Origin of the sequence: Methanolobus psychrotolerans (assembly GCF_002243045.1) — an archaeon.
Classification (GTDB): Archaea; Halobacteriota; Methanosarcinia; order Methanosarcinales; family Methanosarcinaceae; genus Methanolobus; species Methanolobus psychrotolerans.
On the sequence record NZ_MBKP01000010.1, the window covers coordinates 104673 to 120481 of the forward strand.

Below are 15809 nucleotides of genomic sequence, written 5' to 3' on the forward strand. Positions count from 1 at the left end.
GAAATAATGTAAATGTGACTATGATATGAGAACGATCAGAAAAGAATTTGAAGCTCTGGTATATCGTGGAATTAAATCCCATGGGCTTGACGAATTATCTTCAAAGCTGTTTGCAACACTTTATTCTCATCCGGATTTGCTTACCTTGGAAGAACTTTCTGAAAAAACAGGATACAGTTTTTCTGCTGTTAGTGCAGCAATGAAAAAGCTTGCAGATTTACACCTTGTTGAAAAAACAAAGAAAGCAGGTTCTAAAAAGTTATATTTTTCAATTCAAAAAGACATGTTGAAACTGACTCTTGACCAAGTAAAATATACGAATGAGTTAATGGTTGCACCCGCCATCAAAAAACTTCCGGGAATAATTGAAAGATGCAAAAAGAGCAAATCAGAAGAATCGGAAAAAACGCTCAGGATAATCGAACAGTATTATCGGGAAATGATCGCATTAGATCTCATATTAACGAATGTTGTTGAATTGACAGACCAAATCCAAGAGAAGAGGAATAAAGAATGAATCCTAATACTAAACGAATAAGTTTATTCCTATTAATCTTTATAATTGTTTTAACAGGAATATCTACAGCTAAAGCAGGAGCTTCTGGTGATGAGTGCTTAAGGGCAGTTGTAGAGGACATAAGCCCCAGTTCAGTAGGTATCAATGAAGAATTCACCGTAGGGATAAGTCTTGAGAACTGTGGTACCAGAGTTCCTGAACAGATAACTTTTGAAATAATAAGCATCCCTCCGGATATCATAGTTACAGAAGATCTGGTTGCCTCTTTTCCTACATTTGTTTACCAGTACAGCGAAAGGCATCTGAAATACCATATGAGAACAACCCCTGATGCAAAACCCGGTCCTCATATCATAAAAATGAAGTTGACATATGGAAATGAGGATATAAAAATAACAAAATATTATGAAGTTGAAATAATAGTGACAGGTGAACATGCAGAGCCAAGGATCTCTTCTGTCAAAACCGATCCCGAATATATATATGAGGGAGATACGGTTGACTTAAAGCTGGAGATCGAGAATTTTGGTGAAGCAATAGCAAAATCCATAGTTGTTAACTTAGATCATGATTTTAAAGGAATAACCAATTCTACAATTGGTTCCCTTGCCTCAGATGGTAAACAAACCGCATTATTCAAGTTCAAGGCAGACGAGTCCGGATCATTTGCTATTCCTGTTATTATACGTTATGAAGACGATTATGGCAAGCAAAAGGATGAATATAACATCCAGATAACCGTTCTTGACAGAAAAGGCCGTTTGAATGTTGCATCTGTAAAGATCAATCCTGTTCTTCCTTACGAAGGAGACACTGTAGAATTGACAATGAGAATCGAAAACTCCGGTGGCAGAGCAATTAATTCAATAAGAGTCTATTATGATCACCCATTCAAAGGATTAAAAGAATCTTTCATAGGAACGCTTGACCCAGATGAAGACGGACCTGCAGTGATTACTTTTGTAGTTGATCAGGCAGGAGAATACGAACTGCCTGTAACCATAACATATAGTGATGATTTTGGTGAAGAACAGATCAAAACGAACATCAATCTGATTGTCATGGAAAAGAGTAGTGGAGCAGGAACAGCTATAATTGTATTGCTTATCCTGGCAGTTATTGGCGGCCTTATCTATTATAATTATAGGACAACAAAATCCAAAGATGCAGTGATCAGGCAATTAATGGAAGGCAGCGAAAACTCTGCGAAAAACAAGGAACAATGAGGGTTCAATATGATCGATGATATCCGTGTGGGGTCTCTCATTGCATACTGCAGTGTAAAGAGAGGAAACAAAAAAACACTAATATTCATCGTTTTTGTCCTCTCCCTCATTTTCTTGAACTTAGTATTTCTTCCATCAATGATAGGAGGTCTTTCAGGTCTATTTACCGGATTCATGCAGGACTACCCATACGGAGATATTGTCATTGAACCAACGGGCGACAACACATACATTAACAATGCTGACAACGTTTTAAAGAAAGTTCGTGCTGTTGAAGGTGTGAGAGCAGCAACAAAAAGAGTGGATGTGGGAGCATCTATTAACCATAAGCAGAAGGTTGTAGGTGTAACGATAACCGGAATGCTTCCCATTGAAGAGTATGATATTTCACGATATCCATACATTATAAGCGAAGGAGATTTTTTAGGTGATCTTTCCCGGGACGAGATAATCATCGGTGCTATGATCGCAGGAACAGGTTTTGGATCTGAAATATATGATAATCTGGGTGAAGTAAGGCCAGGAGCACTTGTTGACGTAACGTATAGCAATGGTGTAAAGAGAACCTATAAGGTCAAAGGCATTATGGAAGGTACGTTTGAGGTTGTTGATCTTAATGCTCTGGTCCATTACAAAGAGATCGAAGATGTATATGGTCTGGAAGGAAAAGAAGCTACCAGTGTAGTTGTAAGAGTGAGTGAGCAGGGAACTGAAACATTTATGAAGGATAAGATAAGGGAAGCAGGAGTGAATGAGCAGATATTTACATGGGCTGACAAATCTGAATCTCTCATAAGACAAGCATTGCAAAGCATGGGCGCTATAGATACCATGTCCAAGATCGTGAGTTTGATCGTAGGTGCAGCACTGGTTCTCATTATAATCTATATCAATGTGCTAAATAGGAAAAAAGAGATCGGAATCCTAAAAGCAGTGGGTATTACTCCAAGATCCATTGTGTTATCCTATGCATTCCTTAGCACGTTCTATGTTTGCCTGGGCATATCCGCAGGATTGATACTATACTTTACACTTATGTTCTACTTCCAGGCGAATCCAGTGGTCTTCTATGAAACCATGAAAATAAGTCCTACTATTGATCCCGTACTGCTTATCCAAAGCATAGCTACTATGCTTACACTGTCAGTGATAGCGGGAATTCTCCCTGCATGGAGTGTATCAAAAGAGAGCATACTCAAAGCCATATGGGGTCGATAAAAATGATCATAGTAAAGGACCTGAAAAGGTGTTATGGCACAGGAAGCACGGCTGTGAAAGCTCTTAAGGGTGTTTCTTTTGAAATAAACAAGGGAGAATTTGTAGCCATTATGGGTGCATCCGGAAGTGGAAAAACAACTTTGTTAAGGATACTGGCACTATTGGACGATGCAACCGATGGTGAATATACCATTCGGGGATTAAAGGTCTCAAGCTTGCCTGAATCCGAAAGAAGTTATTACAGGTTAACGCAGGTCGGTTATATCTTCCAGGATTATGCACTTATTAATGAGATGAGTGCCGCAGAAAATGTGTATATGCTTTCCATGATGGAGGGGAGATCAAAGAAGGAATCTTATGCCACTGCTCTTGAAGCACTGGATAAGGTTGGCCTGAAAGGAAAACATGACAGAGTCCCTGATGAATTGTCAGGTGGAGAGAAGCAAAGGGTTGCAATTGCAAGGGCCATTGCAAAAAAACCGGACATTTTGTTTGCCGATGAGCCATGTGCCAATCTGGACACTATTAATTCAACACAAGTTCTGGATGTATTCAAAGAACTGAATGAAAAATACGGCCAGACAATTGTGATGGTAACACATGAACCGTGGCATACTGATTATGTTGACAGGGTGATTACGTTTAAAGATGGTAGTTTACTTAGCGATGAGAAACAAAATCAAAAAGTGAAACTGTCAAGCCTGGGTTATGGTTCCTGTTCAACTGTTATAAACAAGTGATTGAATCTGCATTTGGAACGACTGTTGAACTCTGGATCTTTATATTCTTTAAATGCTGGCACAGCTTTCTTTATATTACGCTGTCCTGATGTGCCTGAGCATCAGGTTGAACAGAAGCAAGAGGTTGCTCTCAAAAAATATGATATCACTGTTATTCCTGTCTTTTTCTGTTGCTGTAAGCAAAGTGAACTCGAGGTCTTTTTCGGCTTCCATACGTATTCTTGAAAATGGGTCCGGATTTTCATGTCTTTCTAGTGATATGGTCCTTGCAACTGAAAAAGGGTCAAGGTATGTATTAACCCAGCAAATCAGTTCCCGGCTGTATCTTGCAGAAAGGGCCATGTTCTTAATCCGATTCAATGCATTATGCTTGTTGTCTTCATAGTATGTGATCCAATCCGACATTCTATTACCCCTTGATATTGCCCGAAAATCAAATAAATCTCATGTATAGGTTTGTCAGTTAAACAATATAAGTTGTCCTGTACTAATATTTATATTTAGTTATTTATTTTATTATATGTGGCATGATGCAAAAATCTTTTTCAGGTCACGTTATCTATTTATGTGAATATGGCCACTTTTTCATGGGGAGTCTAAAATGAAAGATACTTTAAAGAAATCCGAAGGGGAATGGAAAAAGCTACTTACTAATGACCAGTTCATCGTACTGCGTCAAAAGGGCACGGAAGCACCGTTCACCGGCAAATATCATGCGAACAAGGAAAAAGGTGTTTACTTATGTGCAGCATGCAGGCAGGAGTTATTCAGTTCGGACACCAAATTCGACTCCGGGACAGGATGGCCAAGTTTTTTCAAACCCATCTCTGAAGAGAAGGTCACACGCAAAGAGGACAACAGTCACTTAATGGAGCGAACCGAGGTTCTCTGCAGCAGGTGTGGAAGTCATCTGGGTCATGTTTTCAATGACGGACCGGCTCCTACAGGAGAACGGTTCTGTATGAATTCCATATCACTGGAATTTAAAAAAGCAGAATGATCAAAAATTGATATGAGGCTGAGGGGCCTCAAATTTATCTGACTGTGACCGTAAGTGTCATGTCAGGAACGTCTTTTACGCTGAAAGTGTAGGTTCCGCTCTTAGTGAACATGTAGGAATATGCGTCGTTGGAATCCATTTCCTGGTCTTCAAAGAGCCCGTCATCACTAACAAGTACATAGGTGCCCTGTGGCTTGTAGTTTCTCCAGGCTATGCTGTCCCCTCTGTTTAACTCCAGTTTAGAAGGTTTCATCATGCCGAAATATTCCATCCTCACGGCAAAATCTTTCCCATCGCCGATGATTGTTTCAGGATATTCTTCAACATCTTCGGCAGATGGTGCTTCTTCTATTTGTTCTTCTGTGCCTGTATCTTCTACTTTGTCAGCACATCCGCTAACCAGCAAGCATGCCATCATTAAGATTGTTATTAATATCAGCCATTTCTTTGTCATATATACCACCCAATTTTACTTTAGCTTATAAATGCTTCTTTTTCCGGAAAAACATTGTATTTAGATCGTTATGTGTTTTCCGGGAAAAATTTATACGGCATATGGTGAAATAAAGGCTATGGATACATCCTTTATATTTTTTATGTATTTGTTGCTGGTAAATGCAGTGGCATTTTCACTAATGGGGATAGATAAGAGAAAAGCCAGAAAAAATGAATACAGGATTCCTGAAAAGAATCTTTTCATGTGGGCAATTGCCGGCGGAAGTGTCGGTTCGATAACAGGGATGTATTTTTTCCGTCACAAGACCAGACATCCCAGTTTTCAGATAGGGATGCCTTTGATCCTTCTGGTCCAGATCTACATATGTATTCGTTTTCTGCTTCCTGTTTACGCTTTGATATGAGGTGGAGTTCAGAACTCCAGCCTTTCCATTTCCTGAAGTACTTTTGGTGTAAAATCTGTGAAGTTCTGTATCCCGCCGGTCCATGCTGCAATCATCATAGCATCCTTGACTTCCTGGGCAGTTGCGCCAAACTTCTTCAATCTCTGGAGTATCTTTACCGCGCTTTCGATCTTCAGATTAGAGCAGGCGATGGTAAAAACGAGTAAATGCTTGTCTTTCTTGGAAAGCCCGTTCTCCCTTTCAGCCCACACAGCAGTGTAGAATCCTGCCAAAGCATCTGAGAAGCCTTCGTCCAGTTTCTTCGCATAAACCACAGATCTTGGCTGGAATCCTTTCACTTCTAATGCATCATTTGTTTCTTCTGACATATTTATCAATAGAGATTCGGCAGGAAACGATTTAATGCTTTCTTTGTAGGATTGTTTCATGTTAAGGGTAATGAGCATTTGTGAATAGGGTAATTGTATCAGATCATTTCCTAACTGATGACACATAGAAGCTACTGTTATTCTCAGGTAAGGATAGATTCTGACTGGTGGCGTTGTTAATACATTAGAAAAGACGTATTACAGGTTAACTTAAAAAATGTATATAGTTTGGTTGTATTGTTTTATTTATGTCAATTGAAAGTTATATACTAAGTTATTTAGCATCTATAGCAGGTTTTATTCTATTTGTGTTAACTTTAATTAGATACATTTCGCATAAATCATATAACATTGGTTATTACAAATCTGCTCCTAGTCCTTCTGCACATAACAATGGTATGGAATAGACATTAGAACAAGTAAACAGATCCTTATTAGTGTTTGGATTTCTAATCTTATTATTAATGGTATTCTTACTTCTTACTGATTTTATTGGGGAATACACTACATTGCAGATTGTGTTTTTGGGAACTTTATTAATAATTATAATGTTCGAGTTTGTATTTTTTTATAAGCTCTTTTATGGGAAAACATAACCGTTACAAACTTCGTAATTCACATTTTCCAATCACCGAAATAAACATCTACTCTCGATCTCCAAAAAAGTAAGAAAAAGATATGATGACACTGATACTTTTTTATATTGTCTAAACGTCGATAATGGATAGTCGATGATTAGAAAGGACAAAGTTCTTTCGGTTGAAGGATAAGATGATATTGATAGTGTTTGTGATAAAGCATCTGTGAAATCAGACTCCATCCAATCGGCACTTACTGAATTAATGAGGGAACATTAGAAGAGTTATAACAACACTAAAAAATTGGATAACTACAGTAGTTGCAATAGTACTATTAGAAATCATTGTGTCCATTCAAATCTATAATGAATATTAATTGAACATTACTTGTAATATTACATATTTCGCCTCACATCCCAGTTCATAATAGAAAACTTTTAATTCTGGTTTGGAGTAAGTTTCATCATGTCTCTTGAAAACTACGGAGTCTTGAAAGGCAAACCAAAGGATTATAAGGGTGGAAAAGGCAAAAATGCCCATTATCATATACTTGTACATGATGGTAAAAATGAGCATCGTGTTGCTGTAAATGTTAATTCCCAGATTCCTCCTTCTGAGTTGCTGTATTTTGTAGATGATAATTTCAGTCACCCAATAACTGATAAACTTCAAAACCTCGAAATGGGGTATAAAAGGCTTGACAACACTTCATGGGATATACGCCTCGATTATGTTCGTGGAGGACTTTTTGATGTGTCAAAGATGGTACCTTTGAAGTACGATATTCCAGGTCCTTCTAATGATCTCAATGAACTCATACAGAAATACGTAAAGCAAGCTCTCAGCATGAGTGGCAGTATGATATATGCCTTCGGTGAGAGGTGGGGTCCGGAATCATTCCTGCCTGACAGTTTTTTTGGCTTCAGGCCTGGCAGCGGTATCCATGATGTCCACATGAATCAGGGCAATTCCGTAAAGTGGCAAGGCGACGATGCTCCTAATCAGGACGGAGGCTTGCTGATCCATTTGACGGAAGATAATAGGTGGGTGGCTATTTTCCTGGCATTCCAGTCCCAGTGTTTCAATACGGATAATTCAACAGGCCATTGCCTGCCTGACGGGAAGAAGATCACTTCTGAGCCATGTGATGAAACGAATGTAAAGTCCCAGGGCCCAGTTCCTGCGGGCTCTGTCAGGATCATTGCAGCACTTGTAGATCCAATTGGTGTCGATATGGGCAAAGAGGCCATAACTCTGTTCAACACCTCTTCTAATGATATCGGTCTAGATGGCTGGTTCATTAAAGATGGTCAGGGAAGAAAATCCTTACTGAAAGGCGAGATCAGCACAGGTTCAGGCACACGAATATTACTTTCCGGAAAAGGTGTAATACTTTCCAATAGTGGAGGACAGATCACCCTGTATGATAACAAGGGTGCATTGATGCACGAGGTAAAATATACTGGCAGGGAAGTCAGGTCCGGTTGGACCATTGTCTTCTGAGCCGGTCCTGACATTTCCTTTTTTGTTAGAATATCCTCGTTCAGTGCATTGCTCCCAAATGTTCGAGCAATGGGTGGAGGAGAGTGAATATCCCTATAATTATGATTAGAGTACCGCTTACAAGAGGTAGGCTGTTTACTCTTTTGTTTCCCATGTAGCTCTGGATGAAGCCCCTTCCCTTTACCATAAGGATTGACAGGCAAACAATGGATACTGCAAGACCAACGCTGAATACAAGTATATACCAAATGCCGTTGTAAACCTGGTTGTTTGAGATACTTACCAGCAGTACTGCAAGGGCAGCAGGGCAGGGAATAAGTCCTGTAGAAAGTCCTATGGCTATGACTCCTTTTGTAGAATCTATTTTGTGTTCATGGCGGTGTGGATGGTAGAATCTCCGGAGGATCCACAGCCCTACGGTTATCAGTATCAACCCACCAACAACACTCATAATATCATGCGTAAGGTCAACGTCCAGTGCATCGATGAGATATATGGATGCAATTCCAAGGCTTATTACGACAATAATGTGGGAAAACACCACTGTAAGTCCGAGTGTCAGTGCATCCTTGAGATTCGCATCTGTTCCCATTACAAAAACTGCCATCACCGATTTTCCATGTCCGGGTTCCAGGGCGTGTAGTGCTCCCAGAAAGAATGCCGATAGAATAAATATTAGGTTCATATTTGAGGTCAAATTGACAGTATCTGCCAGTAGTTCCATATGTCTCACACTCTTATCTATATTGCTAAGTTTCTACTTGTGCTACTTAGTAATACTTTATTGCAGTCTCTTTATATAAGAGTTATGAGTTCGTATGCTACCAATTAGTATATTTGTGTTACTGCACGTATTTGCTGTTCATTTTGTACGTATCTGTATATATCTCTATCTTTTTATATTCTTATCTACATATTCATAAAGTGTGACTTCATATACGTTGTTTTTAGATTGAATTTTTAATTTTAATAATAATGTTGTGTGGTATTTCCGGTACAGTATTGTTGCCGGATAGAACTGGGAGAGATACAATGACAGGACAAGTAGAAAAGAACGATCTGGAACAAATGATGAACTCTGTGCATAATGGATTTATGGGGCATATGGGGATAAATGAAGCCCAGTTTGGGAAATTAGTGAAGTTGTCTCAGGAAGAGGTCCTTCTTGGTGCAAGCAAAGATATTACTTTCAAAATGGCTGTTAAAAATGGAAAGGGCCACGCTTCCGCTTCGCAGACGACCGCATGGATCAGCATATCAGGTTATTTTGAAATAACATCTCCTGATGAAGGAACATGGAATGTTATCGTAAAGGATGGCAACAACACTATCTTGAGCCAGACTGGCGTAAAGAAAGGACAGAGGATCGATATCATATACAAGACAGGTTTTTCAGTGAACCTTTCCCTGGATGCAACATGGAGTGAATCCAAAGATACAACATTGGCCGCTAATATACGTGTTACCTATTAGGATATGCGCCTCACATCCCCTATTTCCTTTCTTTTTTATCTGCTTGGCAACTGCACTCATCAATCCTTTCTCATGTTGTCAGTCTTTTATACAACAATGGCAATGTCTCAGGTAGCATAAGCGCATCATCTATTATCGTGTATCCAACGTCGGAAAATATATTCTCAAGGTACTCTCCCGGATTCCTGTCAACAGTTATACAGAAGAAATGCATCCCACGTTTTTTTCCCTCGCCGATGGCCACTTTTGTATCTTCCTGTGCGAGGTCACCCTGATAGGAATCTTCTCCTTTAGACCTGTCATAAGGCTCTCCATCGGAGAGCAGCACCAATAGCTTTGTCCTTGCACCTGCTTGCTCCAGCTTCTTTATGGAATGACGGATAGCAGGTCCCAGGCGAGTATTTGATGCAGGCTCAAGAATACTTATCCTGCGTGCCACATTATCTGAGAGTTTTTCATCGAATTCTTTTATTACAAAATACTCCACGTCTTCGCGGCTCTTTCCTGAAAATGCGTATATGGCGTACTTGTCCCCGATGCTCTCAAGCGCCTGGCTCATTATGATCAGTGCATCTTTTTCTACATCCAGTATGCTTCTGCCATCAGTTCCAAGTATCTTGCGTGTGGAGGCACTGACATCCATGAGGAAAAGCGTTGCAACATCTCTATCGTGTTTATCCCATCTGAGATACAGTCCTTCATCGGGGTTGATGCCGCATCTTTTAGCGATAAGTGAGTCTATGAAAGCATCGATGTCAATTTCCGTTCCATCGTTCTGTTCTTTCATTCGGCGGAAGGCTTCAGGTTTCATAAGGCTGAAAGTGTGTTTCAGGAGCGATATTTCATTGCCGTAGCGTTCCATCGCCTTATTATAGTAGGATGTGGAGCCTCCTACAGGTTCTATTTCATTGACTGTGCTCCAGTCAGACCTGTAGTCATTTATGAAGGTGTCCCACTCATCATATTTGTAACTTCCAAGCACTCTCCAGTTATTATCCAGTGCATGGGTGGGTTTATCGGTAGCCTTTTCTTTAGGTCTTTCTTCCTGTGCAGTGAGATCTGCCTCGGTTTCGGGGATGAAATTCTTTATTATATTCTCATAAGGCTTTGTCATCAGCGGGTCCTTAGAACCAGTGGCACCGATATCCATCCCACGATAGCCTATATTTTTTAACATTTTGTATTCTATAAGTTCAAGAGGTCCAAACTTTTCTTCAAGCATGGCGTATATTTCAAAAGCGGTTTCAAGAGCCGAAAATGTTCCTGAATCGTCCCTGAAGACTGTATCTGTAAGGAGCTCCTGTGTTTTGTCCAGTATCTCTCCGGCAACTTCACTTATCTTAAAAGCAGGTTCATGTCCGGTGGATACCCACAGGAATGCTTCCATAAACTCCTCAATTCCACTCCCTGGCGCAGGTCTCATTAAAAGCATTTTATGCCGGATCTCTTCAAGATCTAAGCGCACTCCTTTGTAATGGTCCATAATCATGTACTCGACACGTGCGTCTTCCAGTACACCCATTATGGTTGCAGCCAGTGTCTGATTGGGGAAAAGTGATAGTATATCGATGATACCGGCAGGCAATTTATCACGCTTGTCCTGTGAACACATGTCTTCATGGTTTTGATGAGGATACTTCCTGCTGATCTTATCCGTAAATGCAGCAGCCTTTTCGGGAGGTATATCCATCGAACTGAACCGTACATGTCCGACCTCATGCATAACACTGAGTTTGTATATCTTGAAATTGTCCTCAGTATCCTCATAAAGTCTCATTTTAGGTGCAAGGTAGAGGGTATTGCCTGCTATTATGGGGTTCGTGTCCTGTGCTTCTTCCTGAAGCGGTAATGTTGCCATGGAACGTATGACAAAACTCGTGCCTGAAAGTCCCAGGGCATAGTATCTCAGTATATTTGCCACTTTCTTAAGAGCAATCGAGCCGGTGAGCTCTTCTATGAATTCATTGGAACTTTTCGATTCAAGCGAGAAATATGCCTTTGCGACAGGTGCTTTTCTATCAGTGTTATCCAGTCCTTTCAAAGCCCACTCTTCCAGATCGCTTATGTCCAGTTTTTCCAGTATTGCCGGGGAATGTGAAAAGAAATCAATTGCCAGTTTTCTATCCTTCTCATACACCTTCAGCCCGATATCTGCCCACTTTGCTGTATTTTCAGGTTTTGTGTTATCGGCAAAAAGACTGAGATTCTTAAAGAATACTCCTGCAAGAGCCCCCTCCTTTCCGAGGAGCATATTTGCTATCTTGAATATCTCTTCATGGTATGCTGGGGATATTTTGCTCAAAGCCCGGATGGAACTGGTGTAATAATCAGAGGCTAAAGCAGGATCTTGTATTGCGATCCCCTCTCCTGTGGCAACCCATTCTTCAAACATTTCTATTGTGAGCAGGCTGTATGCCTCAGAAGCATTCTCAAAATAGCTTTCAACACATCCGGGCTGAATATCTGAGAGCTGAATGCCTCTGTCGGTCAGTATTGATCTGATATTCCGGTCTGAGTTTTTCAGGTGATCTCCAAGCGCAAAGCTCCCATGAATGAAAGCCCGGAGTGCATTTTTGTTATTTGAGAATGAGGATATACTTTTATTCTTCCATTCTTCAATTTCATTCAGTTCAAGCTTGCCCAGATACTTTGGAACTGTATTTAAAAATGATTTTGCACTTTCATTATCTGTATTTGCAAGGTCTTTTACAATATTCAGGAGAAAGACAAAATCCTGTTCATTGGTCTTTTCCATTATTTTTCCTGCATTTCTGAACAATTCCATTGCAGGCGTTTCCCCGAGTTCCAGGAGATTATCAACTGAAGCAAGGAGTTCTCCTCTCCTGTGTGGTTTGATCGCGGACAGTGTTTTTTCTGTCAGGCTTATGAGTTCTATTGCAGTTAGCCAGTGGCTTTTGCTGATGTGTTCTGTGAGATCGCAGAATAAACTGAAATTTTCAGATGTTAGCAGGGACCGGAGTTGCATCAGATGTTCAAAATAAGCTTCTGCTACCTTGATATTGACATTTCCAAGTTCTCGTCCTTTTGTCACAAGTTCCTGGAACCTGTCTTCTCCTGTGGATACGATCACCTGTCCGGTGTGTTTGAAATAGGCTATTGCCATCCATTTGTTCTGTTCTGAGAGGGCTATGCCTGTGTTAGTCCAGTTCTCAAGAAGCTGGAAGCTGCCTTTTTCGATGAGTGGTAATGATGAGTCAAAGAATCCTTCACAACAGGAGACACTCAGTACTGAGATATTCTTTGCAAGGGTGAGCCAGTTATCAAATTGATCTTTTCCTATGGACTTGTAGACCCCGGGAGCGGCGCCAAGATAAGCTATGAGTACTCGCATACCACGCCGAAGGGCTCCTTTTCCTGCGTGGAGCACTGCTTCTAGCTCTTCATCATTTAAACCTTCAAAGCCTGCTGCCAATCTGTAAATTTCAGGATGGTCGACGGAACTGTCCAGTTTTGGAAAATAGGATGTTATCAGTTCGCTTATCTCTTCTATGTTTGCAGGCCTTTGTCTGTTTCTGTCTTCTGCCGGCGTATGTATTCACTCCATTATGGCGGCAATTATCTCATCAATGCTTTTCTGAAGGTCAGGATTGTCTGTTATGGGTTTTGCCATGGCTATGCTGCATGCTTCTTTCGGGTCTATGCCCTCATGGATGAGCTTGCCAGCGTAGATCAGCAGGCGGGTACTGACCCCTTCTTCAAGGCCGTGGTGTTTGAAATTCCTGATACTCTTTCCAATTTCAACGAGCTTGCCTGCAGTTGTCTCATCCACATGGCTCTCATGGGCAACGATCTGTTTTTCCAGTTCTGCCGGCGGGTAATCAAAATCAATGGCAACGAATCGCTGTCTTGTGCTTTGTTTCATGTCTTTGATAATGCTCTGGTAACCTGGGTTATATGAAACAGCTAGCATGAACTCATCAGGTGCCCTGACTATTATTCCGAGCTTATCGATAGGGATTATGCGCCTGTCATCGGTAAGTGGATGTATGACCACTATGGTATCCTTCCTGGCTTCCACCACCTCGTCAAGATAGCAGATAGCTCCGCTTTTTACGGCTTTTGTGAGAGGTCCGTCACTCCACTCCACGTTGTCTCCTTTTATCAGGAAACGCCCCACAAGGTCTGTAGCAGTTAGATCCTCATGGCAGGCAATAGTTATCAAAGGGCGTTGTAATTTGTAGGCCATATACTCCACGAATCGTGTTTTTCCGCAACCTGTGGGGCCTTTCAGGTTTACCGGCAGCAGGTTCCTGTAAGCGGCTGTAAATATCTCGACCTCGTTACCTACAGGTACGTAGTAAGGTTCTTCCCTGATCAGATATTCATCAACAGGCAGCTCCTCGGATAAAGCACATTTTGTTGCCATAGCACTACTTCCTCTTATGATAGTACTCTTATCCTGTTCTGCTTTATATCTGCTGTGCAGGGGGAGTTTCAGGTATTTTTATCTATCAATTTGGTGGAAATTGATAGGTTTTGATAGATAAGAGGATTAATTGGTATTTTCATTCTCCAGTCCACTAAAAATAAATATGAACTCTTTTCCGGCTTTGATCTTCTTGATATGTCCCAGTTCTTCAAGGAAATACAGGTCGTGTCTTGCAGTACCATAAGCAACTCCATATGTGTTCATGATAGTTTTGATGTTGGCTGTTTTCTGCGGATGCCTGATGAAATCCCTGAGTATCTCTCTCTGACGTGTATTGATGTTCTCAGATTCTCCGAGTCTTTTCAATGCAAGATACTGTTCTTCCTGCTTCTCTTTCAGGTATTCCTGTATCTGGATCAGGGATTCCATTATGGTGTCAAGGTTGAACCTGATAAAGTAGGTGAGGTCTCCAAGTTCGTCCTTTGAATTGAATAAGTTGTCTGATTCGGTGTACTGGTATGCCAGTTTGTATTGTCTGCGTTTCTGGTATATCAGGCGTGAAACTGACATGTATTCAAAGAGCCAGTAATCTTTCCTGAGCACGTACCAGTAGAAGAGACTCCTTCCGGTACGTCCGTTGCCATCGTTGAAGGGGTGAATGTAGTTGAGCAGATAGTGAAGGAGTATCCCTTTTATAATCGGATGCACGAATATGTCGGTCCTGTCATTTGCAAACTCGCAGAGTGCGTCGACAAGTTCGGGAATTTCAGTGTGTTTGGGAGGTACGTGGAGTACTTCTCCGTCATTGTCAAAGACCCGGATCTCATCATTGTCCCTGAATTTACCTTCATCATCAGACTCTTCAAGGGTTTTGTATGTCATCCTTCTCTGTATCTCCAAAAGAAGCTCAGGTGTCATTTCCTCGTTCTTTACTTCAAGGATGTATCTCATGGTGTCGTAGTTGTTGATTATCATCCTCTCATCTTTGTTTTTAGGACGCCTGTTCTCCCTGAGCATTTCCTTGGCAACCCTTCGCGAGGGGGTAGCCCCTTCTATCTGGCTTGAAGCGATGGCTTCTTCCATCAGCGAGTTGAGGATATACTTCTCACGAGTATCAGATATGGCATCGATAGTGCTTGCAAGGTTGCCTGCCGCTCCTTTGTCCAGTATGTACAGTTTCTCCTGGAAGTCTTCAAGTATGTTGTAGTGACTGGTATATTTCCCAAAAGCAATGTTTTTAACTTTCATTACCCTGAAGAATCTCATTATATGCCAGATATACTCTGGTTTCACAGGAAGCTTGCTTTCCCTCTTCCTGACCTCTTCCCAGTGCAGATACCTCTCATTATATTCATGTGCGATCTTTAGTACTTCTTCATTATCAAGAAGCTTGAAAGCCTCTTTCTCCTCTTTTCTGGATAACCTGGGGGTATGGGTCAGTTTTTTCATACTATCAGAATCTATCAATTTATTACATTTTGATAGGTTTTGATAATTAATAATACTATCTATCAATTTGACGGGAATTGATAGGTTTTGATATGTTGTATCAATCTAATCTTTACATCTAAAAATCAGAAATTAACATGAAATCAAAATCATTTGCGATGATACGGGCAGATTACAGAGCCATCCGTATCCAAGTTCACATTTATTGTTTCGAGTAGCTCAGAATACTATCTTCTGACATACAGCTTATGCGTAAAATAAGCTTAATGTGCGTAAAAATGCGCGTATATTGAAATGTTCATTCTTCCAAAACATAGAAATCTTTTTCGCATTCCCTTTAAAATCAGCTTGCGTACATATGCGGCTTTATCAGAGTCATTGCTCTGTATTTTGATTATTTCCCTGCCTTATTTGATATCTGTGATCAATAAATAGAACCCTGAAAGTTCCAGTTTAATCTGAGCACCAACGAATCAATCTCTTTTTT

15 protein-coding genes are annotated in these 15809 nt (G+C 40.7%); 8 read left to right on the forward strand and 7 right to left on the reverse strand.

The features are described from left to right. Positions 1-25: 25 nt before the first annotated feature. Genes BB781_RS05605 through BB781_RS05620 form a run of 4 tightly spaced genes read left to right on the forward strand, consistent with a single transcriptional unit; the run spans position 26 to position 3701 of the window. The gene (locus BB781_RS05605; RefSeq protein WP_094227513.1) at positions 26-517 is read left to right on the forward strand and encodes a GbsR/MarR family transcriptional regulator; all 492 of its coding nucleotides are present in this window, start codon (positions 26-28) and stop codon (positions 515-517) included. Further along, positions 514-1743 (forward strand): COG1361 S-layer family protein, encoded by a 1230-nt coding sequence (locus tag BB781_RS05610; RefSeq protein WP_094227514.1) that lies wholly within the window; start codon positions 514-516, stop codon positions 1741-1743. Before BB781_RS05605 ends, BB781_RS05610 begins: the two co-directional genes overlap by 4 nt. A gap of 9 nt (positions 1744-1752) precedes the next feature. After that, positions 1753-2961, forward strand: coding sequence for an ABC transporter permease (locus BB781_RS05615; RefSeq protein ID WP_094227515.1), 1209 nt, complete (start codon positions 1753-1755; stop codon positions 2959-2961). A 2-nt stretch (positions 2962-2963) separates the two neighbouring features. Next, positions 2964-3701 carry an ABC transporter ATP-binding protein gene (locus BB781_RS05620; protein WP_094227516.1) on the forward strand — a complete coding sequence of 246 codons (738 nt, stop codon included), beginning with the start codon at positions 2964-2966 and terminating at the stop codon, positions 3699-3701. A gap of 75 nt (positions 3702-3776) precedes the next feature. On the opposite strand, the gene BB781_RS05625 is transcribed toward BB781_RS05620, so the two are convergent. Next, entirely contained in the window at positions 3777-4106 is a 330-nt protein-coding gene (locus tag BB781_RS05625; RefSeq protein WP_094227517.1) for a hypothetical protein, read from the reverse strand. A 196-nt stretch (positions 4107-4302) separates the two neighbouring features. Here BB781_RS05625 and msrB point away from each other — a divergent pair, with 196 nt between their 5' ends. Further along, complete coding sequence (msrB, locus tag BB781_RS05630; RefSeq protein ID WP_094227518.1) at positions 4303-4701, forward strand: peptide-methionine (R)-S-oxide reductase MsrB; 399 nt, start codon at positions 4303-4305, stop codon at positions 4699-4701. 34 nt (positions 4702-4735) lie between these two features. Here msrB and BB781_RS05635 read toward each other — a convergent pair whose 3' ends face one another. Then, positions 4736-5155, reverse strand: coding sequence for a hypothetical protein (locus BB781_RS05635; protein ID WP_094227519.1), 420 nt, complete (start codon positions 5153-5155; stop codon positions 4736-4738). A 118-nt stretch (positions 5156-5273) separates the two neighbouring features. On the opposite strand from BB781_RS05635, the gene BB781_RS05640 reads away from it, so the two are divergent. Continuing rightward, a complete protein-coding gene (locus BB781_RS05640; RefSeq protein ID WP_094227545.1) occupies positions 5274-5561 on the forward strand; it encodes a DUF1294 domain-containing protein in 288 nt (95 codons plus the stop codon). Between the two features lie 8 nt (positions 5562-5569). Here BB781_RS05640 and BB781_RS05645 read toward each other — a convergent pair whose 3' ends face one another. Beyond that, positions 5570-5929, reverse strand: a complete 360-nt coding sequence (locus BB781_RS05645) for a carboxymuconolactone decarboxylase family protein (protein WP_094227546.1) — start codon at positions 5927-5929, stop codon at positions 5570-5572. A 1043-nt stretch (positions 5930-6972) separates the two neighbouring features. On the opposite strand from BB781_RS05645, the gene BB781_RS05650 reads away from it, so the two are divergent. Continuing rightward, complete coding sequence (locus tag BB781_RS05650; protein ID WP_094227520.1) at positions 6973-8010, forward strand: DUF2278 family protein; 1038 nt, start codon at positions 6973-6975, stop codon at positions 8008-8010. Between the two features lie 40 nt (positions 8011-8050). On the opposite strand, the gene BB781_RS05655 is transcribed toward BB781_RS05650, so the two are convergent. Beyond that, the gene (locus tag BB781_RS05655; protein ID WP_094227521.1) at positions 8051-8734 is read right to left on the reverse strand and encodes a HoxN/HupN/NixA family nickel/cobalt transporter; all 684 of its coding nucleotides are present in this window, start codon (positions 8732-8734) and stop codon (positions 8051-8053) included. Positions 8735-9042: 308 nt separating this feature from the next. Between BB781_RS05655 and BB781_RS05660 the strand changes: the two genes are divergently transcribed. After that, entirely contained in the window at positions 9043-9483 is a 441-nt protein-coding gene (locus tag BB781_RS05660) for a hypothetical protein (protein ID WP_242492544.1), read from the forward strand. Positions 9484-9553: 70 nt separating this feature from the next. Here the strand turns inward: BB781_RS05660 and BB781_RS15635 are convergent, their stop codons facing one another. The 3 genes from BB781_RS15635 to BB781_RS05675 all read right to left on the reverse strand — a co-directional run bounded on the left by BB781_RS15635 (position 9554) and on the right by BB781_RS05675 (position 15322). Further along, the gene (locus tag BB781_RS15635) at positions 9554-12916 is read right to left on the reverse strand and encodes a nitric oxide reductase activation protein NorD (RefSeq protein WP_242492546.1); all 3363 of its coding nucleotides are present in this window, start codon (positions 12914-12916) and stop codon (positions 9554-9556) included. A 123-nt stretch (positions 12917-13039) separates the two neighbouring features. Next, entirely contained in the window at positions 13040-13870 is an 831-nt protein-coding gene (locus tag BB781_RS05670) for a CbbQ/NirQ/NorQ/GpvN family protein (RefSeq protein WP_094227523.1), read from the reverse strand. A gap of 126 nt (positions 13871-13996) precedes the next feature. Then, entirely contained in the window at positions 13997-15322 is a 1326-nt protein-coding gene (locus BB781_RS05675) for a Fic family protein (protein ID WP_094227524.1), read from the reverse strand. Positions 15323-15809: the final 487 nt, after the last annotated feature.

What these genes read in the sequence shown, in the direction of transcription:
- BB781_RS05660 (WP_242492544.1), top strand. Translation starts at nt 9,043, where the DNA reads ATGACAGGACAAGTAGAAAAGAACGATCTGGAACAAATGATGAACTCT.
- BB781_RS05615 (WP_094227515.1), top strand. Translation starts at nt 1,753, where the DNA reads ATGATCGATGATATCCGTGTGGGGTCTCTCATTGCATACTGCAGTGTA.
- BB781_RS05610 (WP_094227514.1), top strand. Translation starts at nt 514, where the DNA reads ATGAATCCTAATACTAAACGAATAAGTTTATTCCTATTAATCTTTATA.
- BB781_RS05675 (WP_094227524.1), bottom strand. Translation starts at nt 15,322, where the DNA reads ATGAAAAAACTGACCCATACCCCCAGGTTATCCAGAAAAGAGGAGAAA.
- BB781_RS05625 (WP_094227517.1), bottom strand. Translation starts at nt 4,106, where the DNA reads ATGTCGGATTGGATCACATACTATGAAGACAACAAGCATAATGCATTG.
- BB781_RS05620 (WP_094227516.1), top strand. Translation starts at nt 2,964, where the DNA reads ATGATCATAGTAAAGGACCTGAAAAGGTGTTATGGCACAGGAAGCACG.
- BB781_RS05650 (WP_094227520.1), top strand. Translation starts at nt 6,973, where the DNA reads ATGTCTCTTGAAAACTACGGAGTCTTGAAAGGCAAACCAAAGGATTAT.
- BB781_RS05645 (WP_094227546.1), bottom strand. Translation starts at nt 5,929, where the DNA reads ATGTCAGAAGAAACAAATGATGCATTAGAAGTGAAAGGATTCCAGCCA.
- BB781_RS05640 (WP_094227545.1), top strand. Translation starts at nt 5,274, where the DNA reads ATGGATACATCCTTTATATTTTTTATGTATTTGTTGCTGGTAAATGCA.
- msrB (WP_094227518.1), top strand. Translation starts at nt 4,303, where the DNA reads ATGAAAGATACTTTAAAGAAATCCGAAGGGGAATGGAAAAAGCTACTT.
- BB781_RS05635 (WP_094227519.1), bottom strand. Translation starts at nt 5,155, where the DNA reads ATGACAAAGAAATGGCTGATATTAATAACAATCTTAATGATGGCATGC.
- BB781_RS05605 (WP_094227513.1), top strand. Translation starts at nt 26, where the DNA reads ATGAGAACGATCAGAAAAGAATTTGAAGCTCTGGTATATCGTGGAATT.
- BB781_RS05670 (WP_094227523.1), bottom strand. Translation starts at nt 13,870, where the DNA reads ATGGCAACAAAATGTGCTTTATCCGAGGAGCTGCCTGTTGATGAATAT.
- BB781_RS05655 (WP_094227521.1), bottom strand. Translation starts at nt 8,734, where the DNA reads ATGGAACTACTGGCAGATACTGTCAATTTGACCTCAAATATGAACCTA.